General features: G+C 70.2%; 16 protein-coding genes and 1 tRNA gene. 7 read left to right on the top strand and 10 right to left on the bottom strand.

Annotated elements, in window-relative coordinates; genetic code table 11:
• Positions 1-84 precede the first annotated feature (84 nt).
• The gene (locus HN031_RS10485; protein WP_172269639.1) at positions 85-972 is read left to right on the top strand and encodes a bacteriorhodopsin; all 888 of its coding nucleotides are present in this window, start codon (positions 85-87) and stop codon (positions 970-972) included.
• On the opposite strand, the gene HN031_RS10480 is transcribed toward HN031_RS10485, so the two are convergent.
• Entirely contained in the window at positions 941-2380 is a 1440-nt protein-coding gene (locus HN031_RS10480; protein ID WP_172269637.1) for a trimethylamine methyltransferase family protein, read from the bottom strand. The two genes, HN031_RS10485 and HN031_RS10480, sit on opposite strands and share 32 nt — an antisense overlap.
• A 105-nt stretch (positions 2381-2485) precedes the next feature.
• Here HN031_RS10480 and HN031_RS10475 point away from each other — a divergent pair, with 105 nt between their 5' ends.
• From HN031_RS10475 to HN031_RS10455, 5 genes are read left to right on the top strand one after another with little or no spacing between them, the layout of a single operon-like run.
• Positions 2486-3313: an IclR family transcriptional regulator gene (locus HN031_RS10475; RefSeq protein ID WP_172269635.1), complete on the top strand. Its 828-nt coding sequence runs from the start codon at positions 2486-2488 to the stop codon at positions 3311-3313.
• The gene (locus HN031_RS10470) at positions 3310-3975 is read left to right on the top strand and encodes a corrinoid protein (protein ID WP_172269633.1); all 666 of its coding nucleotides are present in this window, start codon (positions 3310-3312) and stop codon (positions 3973-3975) included. Before HN031_RS10475 ends, HN031_RS10470 begins: the two co-directional genes overlap by 4 nt.
• A complete protein-coding gene (locus HN031_RS10465; RefSeq protein ID WP_172269631.1) occupies positions 3975-4856 on the top strand; it encodes a dihydropteroate synthase in 882 nt (293 codons plus the stop codon). Before HN031_RS10470 ends, HN031_RS10465 begins: the two co-directional genes overlap by 1 nt.
• The gene (locus tag HN031_RS10460) at positions 4853-6835 is read left to right on the top strand and encodes an ASKHA domain-containing protein (protein WP_216652102.1); all 1983 of its coding nucleotides are present in this window, start codon (positions 4853-4855) and stop codon (positions 6833-6835) included. Before HN031_RS10465 ends, HN031_RS10460 begins: the two co-directional genes overlap by 4 nt.
• Positions 6774-7457 (top strand): DUF1638 domain-containing protein, encoded by a 684-nt coding sequence (locus tag HN031_RS10455; RefSeq protein ID WP_172269627.1) that lies wholly within the window; start codon positions 6774-6776, stop codon positions 7455-7457. Before HN031_RS10460 ends, HN031_RS10455 begins: the two co-directional genes overlap by 62 nt.
• Here HN031_RS10455 and HN031_RS10450 read toward each other — a convergent pair.
• From HN031_RS10450 to rplJ, 3 genes are all read right to left on the bottom strand, one after another.
• The gene (locus tag HN031_RS10450) at positions 7454-8299 is read right to left on the bottom strand and encodes a methylenetetrahydrofolate reductase (RefSeq protein WP_172269625.1); all 846 of its coding nucleotides are present in this window, start codon (positions 8297-8299) and stop codon (positions 7454-7456) included. The genes HN031_RS10455 and HN031_RS10450 overlap by 4 nt on opposite strands.
• Before the next feature lie 165 nt (positions 8300-8464).
• Entirely contained in the window at positions 8465-8857 is a 393-nt protein-coding gene (rplL, locus tag HN031_RS10445; RefSeq protein WP_172269623.1) for a 50S ribosomal protein L7/L12, read from the bottom strand.
• A 78-nt stretch (positions 8858-8935) separates the two neighbouring features.
• On the bottom strand, positions 8936-9586 hold the full coding sequence (gene rplJ, locus HN031_RS10440; RefSeq protein ID WP_172269621.1) for a 50S ribosomal protein L10: 651 nt from the start codon (positions 9584-9586) through the stop codon (positions 8936-8938).
• A gap of 286 nt (positions 9587-9872) precedes the next feature.
• Between rplJ and HN031_RS10435 the strand changes: the two genes are divergently transcribed.
• Positions 9873-10862, top strand: coding sequence for a DnaB-like helicase C-terminal domain-containing protein (locus HN031_RS10435; protein WP_172269619.1), 990 nt, complete (start codon positions 9873-9875; stop codon positions 10860-10862).
• Positions 10863-10966: 104 nt separating this feature from the next.
• On the opposite strand, the gene HN031_RS10430 is transcribed toward HN031_RS10435, so the two are convergent.
• From HN031_RS10430 to HN031_RS10405, 6 genes are all read right to left on the bottom strand, one after another.
• A complete protein-coding gene (locus HN031_RS10430) occupies positions 10967-11824 on the bottom strand; it encodes a hypothetical protein (RefSeq protein WP_172269617.1) in 858 nt (285 codons plus the stop codon).
• A gap of 169 nt (positions 11825-11993) precedes the next feature.
• A complete protein-coding gene (rplA, locus tag HN031_RS10425; protein ID WP_172269615.1) occupies positions 11994-12716 on the bottom strand; it encodes a 50S ribosomal protein L1 in 723 nt (240 codons plus the stop codon).
• 62 nt (positions 12717-12778) lie between these two features.
• Positions 12779-13207, bottom strand: a complete 429-nt coding sequence (gene rplK, locus HN031_RS10420) for a 50S ribosomal protein L11 (RefSeq protein WP_172269613.1) — start codon at positions 13205-13207, stop codon at positions 12779-12781.
• A gap of 103 nt (positions 13208-13310) precedes the next feature.
• A complete protein-coding gene (gene nusG / locus HN031_RS10415; RefSeq protein ID WP_367650725.1) occupies positions 13311-14189 on the bottom strand; it encodes a transcription termination/antitermination protein NusG in 879 nt (292 codons plus the stop codon).
• Between the two features lie 96 nt (positions 14190-14285).
• Complete coding sequence (gene secE / locus HN031_RS21530; protein WP_172269611.1) at positions 14286-14540, bottom strand: preprotein translocase subunit SecE; 255 nt, start codon at positions 14538-14540, stop codon at positions 14286-14288.
• Positions 14541-14581: 41 nt separating this feature from the next.
• Positions 14582-14654 (bottom strand) — tRNA-Trp (locus tag HN031_RS10405).
• Between the last annotated feature and the right edge of the window lie 71 nt (positions 14655-14725).

The raw sequence follows: 14725 nt of genomic DNA, 5'->3' as shown, positions 1-14725 counted from the left end.
ACATGCTCGACCCCCGCCGGGGTACCGGCCGGGCCAGCACGTGCGCACACGTGCGAGCGGCCGAACCGTCGAGAGGATCGCTGAATGCTCCTCGCCGCGTCCGCCGATGTCACGGCTCCCGAGAGGGTCGTGCTGAGCTCGGCCCAGCACGACCTGATCGTCTTCTGCATCGTGGTGGCGGGCTTCGCCCTCGTCGCCCAGCTCCTCTACAGCTGGACCAGCCTGGGGGAGGTGAGCTCGCGCTACCGGCCGGCTGTGCTGGCGAGCCTGTGCATCGCGGGCGTCGCGAGCCTGTCGTACCTCATGGTGTTCCTGCAGGTCCAAAGTGGCTACGACTACTCGGGCGGCAGCTACGTACCGAACTCCGAGGCGCTGTCGACCATCACCTCGCGCTACATGGACTGGGCCGTCACCGTGCCGCTGCTGATGGCCGAGCTCCTCGCCGTGTGCACACTCGTCGGCCGCAAGCTCGCCGGCACACGAGCGGTGGTGATGGCTGCGGCGTTCGCGATGATCGTCACCGGCTACCTCGGGGACCAGGTGTTCAAGGAGGGTGAGAGCACCTTCTGGCTCTGGCTGTGGTGGGGCGTCAGTATGGCCTGCTTCGTGGTGATCTACGCGGTGCTCGTCCCCGTGGTGGTGACCTCGGTCAGGAGCCTGCCGGCCGATGTGGGACGCGGCCTCGGCCAGGCCGCCACGGTGCTGCTGTCCGTCTTCTTCGTCTACCCGGTCGTCTACCTGATCCCGATCTTCTTCGACGGCGGATGGTGGACCACGACCATCCACGTGGCGTTCTCAGCCGCCGACGTCATCGCGAAGGTCGGTTTCGGCATGCTGATCCACAAGGTCGCCAAGCTCCGGACCGCCGCCGACGTGGCCGCCGGCGACGAGACCCATCCCGAGCCGGTCTGGGTGAACAGCGTCCACCACAGCGACGGCGTCAGTCCCCCAGCTCGGCCCGCCGCCGGATGACGTAGTCCTCGAGCTCCTCGCGCACGGCGTCGTCGAGGGCCGGCTGCTCGTAGTCCGCCAGCGTCTTCTGGTAGGCCGCGGTCGCGCGGTCGTTGGCATCGTGGCCGCCGTTGCGCATCCACCGCTCGTAGTTCTCCGACGACGACAGCAGCGGGCGGTAGAAGCAGGTGCGGAAGCGCTCCATCGTGTGCATGGCGCCGAGGAAGTGCCCGCCGTGGCCGACCTCCTGGTGGGCGTCGAAGGCCATCGACGCCTCGTCGATCTCCAGCGGCGTGAACTCGTGGCGCAGCATCTGCAGCAGCTCGATGTCGACGATGAACTTCTCGTAGCCGGCGACCAGGCCGCCCTCGAGCCAGCCGGCCGAGTGCATCACCCAGTTGGCGCCGGCCAGGAAGGTCGGCATCAGGGTCATCAGCGCCTCGTAGCCCGCCTGGGCGTCCGCCACCTGCGAGGACGTCAGCCCGCCGCCGGTGCGGAACGGCAGCCCGAAGTGCCGGGCGATCTGGCCCGTGCACAGCAGCCCGAGGCCGGACTCCGGCGTGCCGAACGTCGGCGACCCCGACTGCATGTCGATGTTGGACAGGAAGGACCCGAAGATGACGGGCGTGCCCGGCCGGATCAGCTGCGACAGCGCGATGCCGGAGAGCGCCTCGACGATCTGCTGCACCAGGGCCGCGGGGATCGTCACCGGCGACATCGCGCCCATGAGGATGAACGGCGTGAGCACCACCGGCTGGCCGGCGTGGGAGTACTCGAACTGCGCCTCCAGCATCCGGTCGTCCCAGCGCAGCGGCGAGTTGCAGTTGATCAGCGAGATCGTGGCGGGGGTGTCCTCGATCGCCTCGCGCGAGCCGAAGAGGATCGAGGTCATCGCGAGGGTGTCCGCGGCGTTGACCCCGGACACGACGTTGCCCATGTAGACCTTGTCGGTCAGCGTCTGGAGCGCGTAGGTCATGTCGAGGTGGCGGCTGTCGAGCGGGGTGTCGTTGGGCTCGCAGATCACCCCGCCGGCCGAGTCGAGCACCGCGAACGACTGCGCCAGCTTGGTGAAGCTGCGGAAGTCCTCCATCGTCGCGTCGCGGCGTACGTCGCCCTGCCGCACGAACGGCGGGCCGTAGACCGCGCCGAACGCCATCGAGTCGCCACCGATGTGGATGGAGTTCTCGGGGTTGCGCGCCTGCACGTCGAACTCGCGCGGCGCCTTGGCGACCTGCTCCAGGACGAAGTCGGGGTCGAGGAAGACGGTGTTGTCCTCGACGCGCTGGCCCGCCTGGCGGAACAGCTCGAGGGCGCGCTCGTCCATGAACTCGACGCCGATCTCGGTCATCAGTCGGCGCCACCCCTTGTCGAGGGTCGCCATCGCGTCCTCGGACAGCACCTCGTAGCGCGGCATCGTGTTGCGGAACACGGGCTCCTCCTTGACCTCGGCTCATGCGGGCTTCTAGCCTCATGATGTGGAACCACGGTTCCACATCATGGAACCCGAGGGAACCCCTCCAGCGAAGGAGCCGTCGTGAGCGACCCCGCCACCGGCACGCGAGCGCTGGACCGCGCCGCCGACCTGGTGGCCACCGTCGTGCACGCCGACGAGCCGATGAGCTTCGCCGACCTCCAGGACGCGAGCGGGCTGGCCAAGTCGACCACCTCGCGGCTGCTGACCGCCCTCGAGCGCTCCGGCCTGCTCGAGCGCGACGCCGCCGGGTCCTACGTCGCCGGCCGGCTGTTCTGGCTCTACGCCGCGCGCCACGACCCCTGGGACGAGCTGGTGCGGCTGGCTCGTCCGGTCATGGACGACATCGGCGCCGACACCGGCGAGACCGTCCACCTCAGCGTCACCCGCGGCGAGCGCGTCGTGCAGGTGGCGCAGGTCGACTCCACCTTCCTGCTCGGCACCCGCGACTGGACCGAGGTCGACGTGCCGGCCCACTGCTCCGCGCTCGGCAAGGTCTTCCTCGCCTGGGACGCCCTCGAGCTGCCCGACGGCGAGCTGGAGCGGCCCACGCCCGCCACCCTCGCCGGCCGCGACGACGTACGCCGCGACTGCCTGCGCACCCGCGAGCGCGGCTGGGCGCTGACCCGCGACGAGCTCGAGATCGGCCTCACCGGCATCGCCGTCCCGGTCTTCGGCGTGCACGGCGACCTCGTCGCCTCCCTCGGGATCTCCGGGCCCACCCCCCGTCTGGAGGCGCGGCTCGACGAGCTCGGCCGCCGCCTGCTCGACCGGTCCACCGCGCTGTCGAGCCTGCTGCGCGGACCCGCCCGGCGCACCACCCACCCGCCCCACCGCTCGGACCACCGACCCGCCCACCGATCAGCACGCACCCAGGAGGTGGTCGCATGACCCCCGAGGACATCCTGCAAGCCCTCTACGACGAGACGCTGGTCGGCAACGCCCCCCGCGTCCTCGAGCTCACCAACGAGGGGCTCGACCTCGACATGGAGCCGCAGACGCTGCTCTTCGACGCGCTGATCCCCTCCCTCGAGGAGGTCGGCGCGCGCTTCGAGCGCGGAGACTTCTTCGTGCCGGAGATGCTCATCGCCGGGCGTGCGATGGCCGGCGCGATGGAGCGGCTGCGGCCGCTGCTCGCCGAGACGGGCGTCGAGACCGTCGGCAAGTTCCTCATGGGCACCGTCAAGGGCGACGTCCACGACATCGGCAAGAACCTCGTCAACATCATGCTCGAGGGCGCCGGCTTCGAGGTGATCGACCTGGGCGTGCAGGTGGCGCCGGAGAAGTTCGTCGCCGCGATCGAGGAGCACCAGCCCGACATCGTCGGCTTCTCGGCGTTCCTCACCACCACGATGCCGATGTTCAAGGCCAACATGAACGCCCTGGAGAAGGCCGGCATCCGCGACAGCGTCATCGTGATGGTGGGCGGCGCTCCCGTCACCCAGGAGTACGCCGACGCGGTGGGGGCGGACGGCTACGCAGCCGACGCCTCGCAGACGGTCAAGCGGGCCAAGAACCTCCTGCAGGAGAAGCGCGCCAAGGTGTCCGCCTGATGTCCGCCACCGGGCTGCACACCGTCCTGCGCTCGGCCTCCCGCGAGGTCGTCATCGGCCACGACCGGCCGTTCTGCCTCATCGGCGAGCGCATCAACCCCACGGGTCGCAGGATCTTCCAGGAGCAGCTGCGCGCGGGCGACTTCTCCGCGATCGAGCGCGACGTCAAGGCCCAGGTGGAGGGCGGCGCCGACGTCCTCGACATCAACATGGGGGTTCCGCTCACCGACGAGCCCGAGCTGCTCGCCAAGGCGATCCAGATGGTGCAGGAGCTCACCGACCTGCCGATCTGCATCGACTCCTCCGTCGTCGAGGCGCTCGAGGCGGGGCTCGCGGTATACCAGGGCCGTGCGCTGGTCAACTCGATCACCGCCGAGGACGACCGCATGGCGGCGATCCTCCCGCTCGTCAAGAAGTACGACGCGGCCGTGATCGCGCTCCCCAACGACCACGACGAGATCCCGATGGAGGCCGACAAGCGCCTCGACCTCACCGCCAAGATCATCCGGGTGGCCACCGAGGAGTACGGTCTCGCGCAGGCCGACATCGTCATCGACCCGCTGGCCATGCCGATCGGCGCCGACACCAGCACCACGCTGGTCACCTTCGAGGTGATGCGGCGCATCCGCGACGAGTTCGGCGTCAACATGACCTGCGGCGCGTCCAACGTCTCCTTCGGCATGCCCGACCGGCACACCCTCAACGCCTCGTGGCTGCCGATGGCGATGACCTCCGGGCTCACCAGCGCGATCATGGACACCCGCACGCCGCGCGTCGTCGAGGCGGTCAAGGCGGCCGACGTGTTCCTCGGCCACGACGACTGGGGCATGGCGTGGATCTCGGCGCACCGCGCCAAGCAGGCGGCGGCGGCCGCGACGTGACCCGACCCCCCGAGGGGCCCGACTTCTCCCTCGCGGACGTCGCCCGCGAGGGCCTCATCGAACGGCCCGGAGCCGACCCCGCCGCGCACGACGGAACGGGTCGGGTCGACCTGTCCTTCACCGTCCACACCCGCGCCGAGGACGGCACCGCCGTGCCGCCCAGCCAGCGCGGCGTACGCGTGCCGCCGGGCGTGACCGTCTTCGACGCCGCGTCGTGGAACGGCATCGCCATCGACTCCACCTGCGGCGGCCACGGCACGTGCCACAAGTGCAAGGTGCAGGTCACCTCGGGCGGCGAGGTGCCGGTCACCCGGCACGACGTCCGTACGTTCACGCCGGCGCAGCTGGAGGACGGCTGGCGCCTCGGCTGCCTGGTCCACGCCACCCGCGACCTCGCCGTCGAGGTGCCGCCGCTGACCACCCGGCCCAAGGCAGCGACCGTCGGCATCGGCCGCCAGGTGATCCTGCGCCCGGCCCTGCAGAAGCGCTACGTCGAGCTCGACGAGGCCACCCTCGCCGACCAGCGCACCGACCTCGTCCGGCTCACCGACGCCATCGAGGACCTCGAGCTGACCGCCGACCTGCACGTCCTGCGGCGGCTGTCGACCGTGCTGCGCGAGGCCGACTTCAAGGTCACCGCGGTGATCCTCGACGAGTCGCTCATCGACGTCGAGCCCGGCGACACGACGGCGGCGCGCTACGCGATCGCCTTCGACCTCGGCACCACCACGGTCGTCGGCACCCTCCTCGACGTCGGCACCGGGACACCCATGGCCGTCACCTCGATGCTCAACGCGCAGCAGCCGTTCGGCGGCGACGTGATCACCCGGATCAGCGCCACCATGATGGACGAGGAGGCGCTCGGCCGGCTCCAGCAGGCGGCGGCCAGCACCCTGTCGTCCCTGGCCGGGCAGGTCTGCCGCGAGGCGGGCGTCGACCCGGCCCAGGTCTACGAGGTCGCCGTCGCCGGCAACGCCACGATGACCGCGCTCGCGCTCGGCATCGACCCGGAGCCGCTCGGCGTCGCGCCGTTCGTCATGTCCTCCTCGCAGCCGCCCTCGGTGCTCGCCTCGGAGATCGGCCTCACCCTGCACCCGCGCGCGCGGGCGTACTTCTTCCCGGCCCTCGGCGCCTACGTCGGCGGCGACATCGTGGCCGGCATGCTCGCCACCGGGATGGACCGCGACAAGCGCACCCGGCTCTTCATCGACGTCGGCACCAACTGCGAGATCGTGCTCAGCGACGGCGAGACCATCCTGTCGACCGCGGCGCCCGCCGGACCGGCGTTCGAGGGTGGCGCCATCCGCTGCGGCATGCGCGCGGCCGACGGCGCCATCGAGGTGATCAAGGTCGACCCGACGGCCCTGGGCGACGACCCGGCCGTCACCCTCGGCGTGATCGGCGACGTCGAGGCCAAGGGCCTGTGCGGCTCGGGGCTCGTCGACGCGGTCGCCGAGCTGGTGCGCGTCGGCCTGCTCGACGCCACCGGCCGGCTGGTCCCCGACGAGGCCGCGAAGGAGATCGCCCCCGCCCTGGCCGACCGGCTCGCCCGCATCGGCGAGGAGCGGGTCTTCATCCTGCACCGGCCGACCCCGGAGTCGGACCCGGCCGAGTGCGTCTACCTCTCCCAGCGCGACGTCCGCGAGCTCCAGTTCGCCAAGGCGGCGATCTCGACCGGCTGGTCGCTGCTGCTCGAGCAGCTCGGCCTCGAGCACCGCGACGTGCAGCAGGTGCTGCTCGCCGGTTCGTTCGGGAGCTACCTCTCCCCCGCGTCCGCCGTACGCATCGGGCTCGTGCCGCAGCTGCCGGTGCTGCGCATCGTCGCCGCTGGCAACGTCGCGGGCGAGGGCGCCAAGATGGCGCTGCTGTCGGTGCGCGAGCGGGCCGGCGCCCTGGCCCTGCTGGAGGAGGTGACCTATGTCGAGCTCTCGGACCGGCCCGACTTCAACAACGCCTTCGTCGAGCAGCTTTCCTTCTGACCGGCGCGGTCGCGTCGCGCTCGTCGCGTGCGGGGCGATCGCCCAGCCCGCGGCCGCGGTCGCCGAGCGGCGCGGCTGGCCGCTCGACGTGCACCCGCTGCCGCCCCTCCTGCACAACCACCCGGACCGGATCGCTGACGAGGTCCACGTGCTGGCCACCCACCTGCGGACGTCCTACGACCACGTCGTCATCGGCTACGCCGACTGCGGCACCTACGGAGCCCTCGACGAGGTGTGCCTCCAGCTCGGGGTGCCCCGGCTCGCGGGACTGCACTGCTACGACGTCTTCGCCGGCCCCTCGCGGCTCGAGCGGTTCTTCGACGAGCAGCCCGGCACCTACCTGCTGACCGACTTCCTGGTCAGGTCGTTCTCCCGGACGGTCGTCCAGGAGATGGGGCTCGACCGCTACCCCGAGCTGCGCGACACCTACTTCGGCAACTACACCCGCGTCGTGTGGCTGGCGCAGTCGCCCGACGCCGAGCTGCGCGCGCTGGCCGAGGACGCGGCGGCGCGCATCGGGCTGCCGCTCACCGTCGTCGAGACGGGCCACGGCGGGCTCGAGCAGGCGCTGGCCGACCTCGTGGAGCAGCGGCTCGCGCCACGGGCGGGGCTGGCGACCTAGCCCCGCAACCGCTCCAGCATGCCGGTGCGCCAGGCCTCGGTCTCGCCGACCTGGTTGAACGTGAAGACGTGCAGGCCCTCGACCAGGGCCCCGTCCTCGCCGAGGGCGGGCGCGCACTTCTCCAGGAAGCTCTCGCCGGTGAAGCCGCCGGGCGCCGCGAGCCGCGCGAAGAGCCCCTTGTTCTTGGCGAGGAACTTCGTCGACTCCCCCACCCCGATCCGCGTGGCCATGCCCAGCAGCTTGGTGCGCTCGACCGGGCCGGGCATGCCGAGCAGCAGGGGCATCGCGACCCCGCGGGCGCGCAGCCTCTGCACCCAGCTGCGGACCAGGGTGGGGTCGAAGGTCAGGTTGCTGACGATGTGGGTGGCGAACTGCCGCTTGTCCCACATCGACTGCACGGTGAGGTCGTCGTGGATCGTCGGGTGCGACTCGGGATAGCCGGTGATGCCGACGTGCGAGAACGGCGAGCCCATGGCCGCGAGGTCCTGCAGCAGGGCGAGCGCGTCGGGGTAGTCCCCGGCCGGCTCGGCGTCGCCGCCCGGGACGAAGACGCGGGTGATGCCCTTGCCGAGCAGCCGGTCGGCGATCTCCTCGAGCTCGGTGCGGCCGCTCACCATCCGAGCGGCGACGTGGGGCACCACGGCGTACCCGTGGCCGGCGAGCCGCTCGGCGAGGTCGAAGGTCGCCTCGAGCCCCTTGGAGGGCGAGGCCGTCACCGTGACCGTGCGGTCCCGGGGCAGGTGCTCGAGCACCTTGTCCTCCGTGGACGCGGTGGGCAGCACCTCGTAGCGCGCGTTCTCCAGCAGGCGGGTCAGCGTCGCGGCGGTCCGTTTGTTGCGCATGAGGCAACTCATTTCGTGATACGCATCGAGCGCTTTCACTCTAGTGCGTCGTCGCGCCGCGCGACAGACCCTGCTCGGCCGGGATCGGCCCGCCGGTCGCTCGGAAATGGCACGAGGGGCGGCCACCTCTCGGTGACCGCCCCTCGTGGCGCGACTAGCGGATCGTCACTTGACGGTGACGGTGGCGCCGGCGGCCTCGAGGGCCTCCTTCGCCTTGTCGGCCGCAGCCTTGTCGACCTTCTCGAGGATCGGCTTCGGGGCGGCCTCGACGAGGTCCTTGGCCTCCTTCAGGCCGAGGCTCGTGAGGGCGCGCACCTCCTTGATGACGTTGATCTTCTTGTCACCAGCGGCCTCGAGGACGACGTCGAACTCGTCCTGGGCGGCGGCCTCGTCGGCACCGCCGGCGGCGCCACCGGCGGCCGGGGCGGCGGCCACGGCGACGGGGGCGGCGGCGGTGACGCCGAAGGTGTCCTCGAACTGCTTCACGAACTCAGAGAGCTCGATCAGGGTCATCTCCTTGAAGGCGTCAAGGAGCTCGTCGGTGCTGAGCTTCGCCATGGTGGCGGTTCCTTCCGTGTGTGGCGCGTCCGCGGTGGTGCGGCCGCGCCGGGTTTCAGGTGGTGTACGTCGGCCTGGTCAGGCGTCGGTGGACTCGGCGGCCGAGTCGGCCGCCTCGTCGGTCGCCTCGGGCTCGGCGGCCGCGGGGGCCTCCTCCGCCGGGGCGTCCTCGGCAGCGGCCGGCACGCCGGCACCACCTGCGAGGATCGAGGGGTCCTGCTCGGCCTTGGCCTGGAGCGCACCCGCGAGACGGGCGGCCTGGGCGATCGGCGCGTTGAGCAGGTAGACGGCCTGGGAGAGGCTCGCGAGCATCGCGCCCGCCAGCTTGCCCAGCAGCACCTCGCGCGACTCGAGGTCGGCCAGCTTGGCCACCTCGGCTGCGTCGAGCGGCTTGCCGTCGAGGACTCCACCCTTGATCACAAGGGCGGGGTTCGCCTTGGCAAAGTCACGCAGACCCTTGGCGGCCTCGACCACGTCTCCATTGATGAAGGCGATGGCGGTGGGGCCGGTCAGCAGGTCGTCGAAGCCGTCGATGCCCACCTCGGTGGCGGCGATCTTGGCCAGCGTGTTCTTGACCACGGCGTAGTTGGCGTTCTCGCCGAGGGCTCGCCGCAGGTCCTGCAGCTGCTTCACGGTGAGCCCGCGGTACTCGGTCAGCACAGCGCCGGCGGAGTCGTTGAACGAGTCAACGATCTCTGCGACGGCGGCAGTCTTTTCTGGCCGCGCCATGGGTCTCCTTCCGGGGTCGACCACCGGCGTCCGGGCCACAGACGACGAACGCCCCGAGCACAGGCTCAGGGCGTTGGTGCGGCGAGTGCCGCTGCTCTGTCACCTGCGCCGGCCGTCCGCTGCTGCGAACCTTCGGTCACGGGCGAGGAGCTCGTGACAACCTGCGGTCTCTGGTTTCGAGTTGGAACAGTACGCGCCGCGTCCGCACCACACAAATCGGCGGCGGACCCGGGGCCGTGTGCCCATTCGCCTGCCGACGCGGGCCCTTGACTGGTTCCATGGGCGCGTGGACCACCAGCTCATGACCGTCGGGACCTCCCTCGCCCGCAGCGACGAACGCATGCTCACCGGGCGCAACGCCGCCGGTCGGGTGTGGAAGACCGGCTTCGGCGCCCTCGACCCGATGATCGGTGGCGGGATGCGCGCCGGCTCGCTGGTCCTGCTCGCCGGGCCGCAGGGACTCGGCAAGTCGACCTTCGCCCTCCAGGTGGCCCGCAACAACGCCGCGACCGGACGCCCGGTCCTCTACTTCTCCTACGAGCACGACGCCGAGGACATCACCCAGAAGCTCATCGCCATGGAGGCCGGCGAGCTCGACGACTCCGACCAGGTGCGGGTCACCAGCATCCGGTCCATCTTCGACGACCTCTGGGTCAGCTCGCTCGAGCACCGGCTCGAGTCGGTGCCCTGCGGCGTCGAGGCGCTGGCCAAGGTGGCGCACTACTCCGAGATGCTCTTCGTCCACCGCTCGACCGGCACCCGCACTGACCTGGCCGCCATCGGCGCCGCCATCCAGCAGGTGCGCGAGGCGTCGGGCGGCACCCCGCTCGTGGTCGTGGACTACCTGCAGAAGGTGAAGTCGACGCAGGTCGACGACGTGGCCCGCTCGACCGAGGTGGTCGAGGGGCTCAAGGACCTCGCGATCGACATCGGCGCCCCGGTGCTGGCCATCGCCGCCGCCGAGAAGGAGGCGCTGCGCTCCGGCAAGCGGATGCGCGCCAGCGACCTGCGCGGCTCGAGCGCGCTGGCCTACGAGGCCGACGTGGTGCTGGTGCTCAACAACAAGTACGACATCGTCGCGCGCCACCACCTGACGTACGACCTCACCAACGCCGAGCGGTTCCGCGACTTCGCCGTCGTGACGATCGAGAAGAACCGCTTCGGCCGCGACGGTGCGGTCCTGCAGTACCGCACCCGCTTCGACCAGGGCCGCTTCGAGCACGAGGGCACCGAGGTCAAGGAGCAGCTGATCGACGAGCGGATCTTCCGGGACTGACCCCGGACGACGCACGAGGGCGCACGCGCCGGTGCGGCAGCGCGTACGCCCTCGCCGAGGTCCTCGTCCGACGTGCGGTCGGGGTCCTCAGTCCTCTCCCGGGATCAGGCGCCCGGGAAGTCCTCGGTGACCTCGCTGGCCGGCGGCGCCTCGATCTCGACGTCGGTGCCGAAGTCGGAGTAGGTGCCCTCGGTCGTGGAGGTCGTGGCCGGGCCGCCACCGGCGGCCGGCAGCTCCAGCGTCTGGGTGAACTTGCGCGGCAGGTCGTCGGCGTCGACCCACATCTCGGTGACGAGCTCCTGGGGCAGCATGTCGGCCATGGCCGGCGGGAACTCCATCGCCTCGAGGTACTTCGTCGGGTCGAGCGTGATGCGGTAGTGGTTGGTCTCGACGCCGTCGACGTCCTCGGTGCCCACGAGCTCCAGCTTCTTGGGCGTCTCCATGGCCTTGAACATGACCTCGGGGTCGGTGGCCTTGCCGATCATGCCGAACAGCGAGTTGGGGTCGCTCAGGTCGATCTTGATCCACTTGTCGCCGGTGCCGAGCGCGGGCGACTTCATGTACATCGCCTTGCCGAGCAGGATCATCTCCATCGCCTGGGCGCCGGTGCTCGACGCCTTCATCTCGACGCCGTCGTCGCCGAAGCGAGCCTGGCCGGTCATGTTCTGCGCCTGGCCGTTGGTCTCGGCGACCGTCTCGAAGTTGAACGTCTCGGCCTCGCGCATCGCGGCCATCACCGAGGGGTAGAAGTCCTCGGCCGACAGCTCGGCGAGCGAGGCCGCCTCGGCGTCACCCTCCTCCTCGGGGGCGTCGCTCTCCTCGGTGGAGGCGGCGCCCTCGTCGGTGGCGGAGCTCGGGGAGTCCGACGACTCCGAGTCGTCGCTGCAGGCGGTGGCGCCGACGCCGATCGTCAGCACCAGGGCGGCGGTGCCGAGGCGGCGGGCAAGGGTGGTGACACGCATGTGCAGCTCCTGGGAACGAGGCGAGGTCGAGGTCGATCGGGGACGGGCGACGGTGCGCCCGACCCCTTCCTACCCGATGCTTCCACACCGAAACGGCGTCCCCGAAAAGCACGACGGTCCGGCCGCCCCGAGGGGCGACCGGACCGACGTGACCGGGGACGGGCCAGGCTCAGGCCTGGACGGCCTCGTCCTCCGAGGCGACGTTCTTGACGCGGTTGGGGTCGACCTGGATGCCGGGGCCCATCGTCGTCGAGACGGTGATCTTCTTGATGTAGCGGCCCTTGGAGCTGGCCGGCTTGAGCCGCAGCACCTCCTCGAGGGCAGCCGCGTAGTTCTCCGCGAGCTGGGCCTCGGAGAAGGACGCCTTGCCGATGATGAAGTGCAGGTTGGCGTGGCGGTCGACGCGGAACTCGATCTTGCCGCCCTTGATGTCCGAGACGGCCTTGGCGACGTCGGGGGTCACCGTGCCCGTCTTGGGGTTGGGCATGAGCGAGCGGGGGCCGAGGACGCGACCGAGGCGGCCGACCTTGCCCATCATGTCGGGCGTCGCCACGACGGCGTCGAAGTCGAGCCAGCCGCCGGCGACCTTCTCGATGAGCTCGTCGCTGCCGACGTGCTCGGCGCCGGCCTCACGGGCGGCGTCGGCCTTGTCGCCGTTGGCGAACACGAGGACACGGGCGGTCTTGCCGGTGCCGTGCGGGAGGTTGACGGTGCCGCGGACCATCTGGTCGGCCTTGCGCGGGTCGACACCCAGGCGCATGACGACGTCGAGGGTCTCGTCGAACTTCTTCTTGGAGCCGCCCTTGGCGATCTTGATGGCGGTCAGCGGGGCGTAGATCTCGTCCTTGTCGAACGACTCTGCCGCCGCGCGGTAGGTCTTGCTGCGCTGCATGGTCTTCTCGTTTCTGTGGTGCGAAGGATGTGGTCAGCGAGCCAGCGCGGCTCTCCCACGTGTCAGTCGGTGGTGACGCCCATCGAGCGCGCGGTGCCCTCGACGATCTTCATGGCCGCCTCGAGGTCGTTGGCGTTGAGGTCGGGCAGCTTGGTGGTGGCGATGTCGCGGATCTGGTCCTTGGTCAGCTTGCCGACCTTGTCCTTGTGCGGCACGCCCGAGCCCTTGGAGAGCCCGGCGGCCTTCTTGATCAGCTCAGCGGCCGGCGGCGTCTTGGTGATGAAGTCGAACGTGCGGTCCTCGTAGATGGTGATCTCGACGGGGATGACGTTGCCGCGCATGGACTCGGTCTGGGCGTTGTAGGCCTTGCAGAAGTCCATGATGTTGACGCCGTGCGGGCCGAGCGCCGTACCGACCGGCGGGGCCGGGGTGGCCGAGCCGGCCTGCAGCTGCACCTTGACCAGTGCGGCGATCTTTTTCTTGGGAGGCATTGCCTTCTCTTTCTCTCATGTGGTCATGACGAGGGCCGATGCCCCCTGCCACGGGTTGTCGCTTGTTCCATTGTCGCTCCGCGGGACGGAGGCGACGAAATCGTCAGACGCGCTGGATCTGGCTGAACGACAGCTCGACCGGCGTCTCGCGGCCGAAGATCTCGACGAGCGCCTTGACGCGCTGCGACTCGGCGTTGATCTCGGTGATCGTGGCGTGCAGCGTGGCGAACGGGCCGTCGACGACCATCACCGAGTCGGAGACGTCGAAGTCGGCGACCTCGACCGGCTTGCGCGGCGTGGTGGAGGCACCCTTGTCGCCGGACGCGGCGGCCTCGGCCTCGGCGACGGCCACGACGGCCGGCGCGAGCATGTCCTCGACCTCGCTCATGCTGAGCGGGACCGGCTGGTGGCTGTGGCCCACGAACCCGGTGACCGAGGGCGTGTGGCGCACGGCGGACCAGGACTCGTCGGTGAGGTCCATGCGGACCAGGACGTAGCCGGGCAGGACGGTGCGGGTGACCATCTTGCGCTGGCCGTTCTTGATCTCCGCGACCTCCTCGGTGGGGACCACGATCTCGTGGATGTAGTCCTCCATGTTGAGGGAGATGATGCGGTTCTCGAGGTTGTGCTTGACCCGCTTCTCCATGCCGGAGTAGGTGTGCACCACGAACCAGTCGCCCGGCTTGGCCCACAGCTCGCGGCGGAAGGCCTCGAGCGGGTCGTCGGCCTCGGCCTCGGCGGATTCGTCGTCAGCCACGGCCTCGTCCTCGTCGACGACGTCGGCGGACGCCTCGTCGGCGGAGACGTCGGCGGCGTCCTCGTCGGCCTGCTCGGCCTCGTCGATGTCGGCGTCCACGTCGATGTCCACGTCGGTGTCGACCTCGGTGTCCTCGACGGAGTCCACGCCGGCGTCCTCCGGGGTCGCCTCGTCGTAGGACTCGACCTGGTCGTCGACCGGGTCCACGTCACTGTTCTCAGACACGTCTCACTCCGTACGTCGTTGCTGGGGTCCGGTCACCGGGACCGGGGGGCCGGGATGACCCGGCGGATCACGAGCGGTGGAACCACTGCTCCGTCGTCACTGGGTGTTGCTGCCGGTGAAGACCTCGAAGACCAGCTTCCCGAAGGCCAGGTCCAGGAGCGTCACCAGCGCCATGATCACGATGACGAAGACCAGCACCACGAAGAAGTAGGTGATCAGCTGTTGCTGGGTGGGCCACACCACCTTGCGGAGCTCGGCCACCACCTGGCGCAGGAACGTGGCGGGGCTGGTGCGCCCACGGTCGTCGCCGCGCGAGTCGCGCCGGTCCTGAACCGCGTTGCCGTCGGCCACGTTTCCCACCTTCTCGTTGTTGCTGCTGCTGTGCTTCCTCGCAGGGCACGAGGGACTTGAACCCCCAACCTTCGGTTTTGGAGACCGATGCTCTGCCAGTTGAGCTAGTGCCCTCCGGTGGTCCCGTCCCCATCACTGGGGGCATGCCGAAGCATCTGGCGAAACCACCAATCGGGAAGCATACG

This window comes from Nocardioides sp. zg-1308 (genome assembly GCF_013155375.1).
GTDB classification, from domain to species: Bacteria; Actinomycetota; Actinomycetes; order Propionibacteriales; family Nocardioidaceae; genus Nocardioides; species Nocardioides renjunii.
The sequence above is the reverse complement of the archived record's forward strand: the minus strand, read 5'-3'. Positions and strand labels throughout refer to the sequence as shown.

Excerpts from the sequence above, each read along its gene's own strand:
- HN031_RS10485 (WP_172269639.1), top strand. The coding sequence starts at position 85 with ATGCTCCTCGCCGCGTCCGCCGATGTCACGGCTCCCGAGAGGGTCGTG.
- HN031_RS10470 (WP_172269633.1), top strand. The coding sequence starts at position 3,310 with ATGACCCCCGAGGACATCCTGCAAGCCCTCTACGACGAGACGCTGGTC.
- HN031_RS10465 (WP_172269631.1), top strand. The coding sequence starts at position 3,975 with ATGTCCGCCACCGGGCTGCACACCGTCCTGCGCTCGGCCTCCCGCGAG.
- HN031_RS10455 (WP_172269627.1), top strand. The coding sequence starts at position 6,774 with ATGTCGAGCTCTCGGACCGGCCCGACTTCAACAACGCCTTCGTCGAGC.
- HN031_RS10450 (WP_172269625.1), bottom strand. The coding sequence starts at position 8,299 with ATGCGCAACAAACGGACCGCCGCGACGCTGACCCGCCTGCTGGAGAAC.
- rplL (WP_172269623.1), bottom strand. The coding sequence starts at position 8,857 with ATGGCGAAGCTCAGCACCGACGAGCTCCTTGACGCCTTCAAGGAGATG.
- rplJ (WP_172269621.1), bottom strand. The coding sequence starts at position 9,586 with ATGGCGCGGCCAGAAAAGACTGCCGCCGTCGCAGAGATCGTTGACTCG.
- HN031_RS10430 (WP_172269617.1), bottom strand. The coding sequence starts at position 11,824 with ATGCGTGTCACCACCCTTGCCCGCCGCCTCGGCACCGCCGCCCTGGTG.
- rplA (WP_172269615.1), bottom strand. The coding sequence starts at position 12,716 with ATGCAGCGCAGCAAGACCTACCGCGCGGCGGCAGAGTCGTTCGACAAG.
- rplK (WP_172269613.1), bottom strand. The coding sequence starts at position 13,207 with ATGCCTCCCAAGAAAAAGATCGCCGCACTGGTCAAGGTGCAGCTGCAG.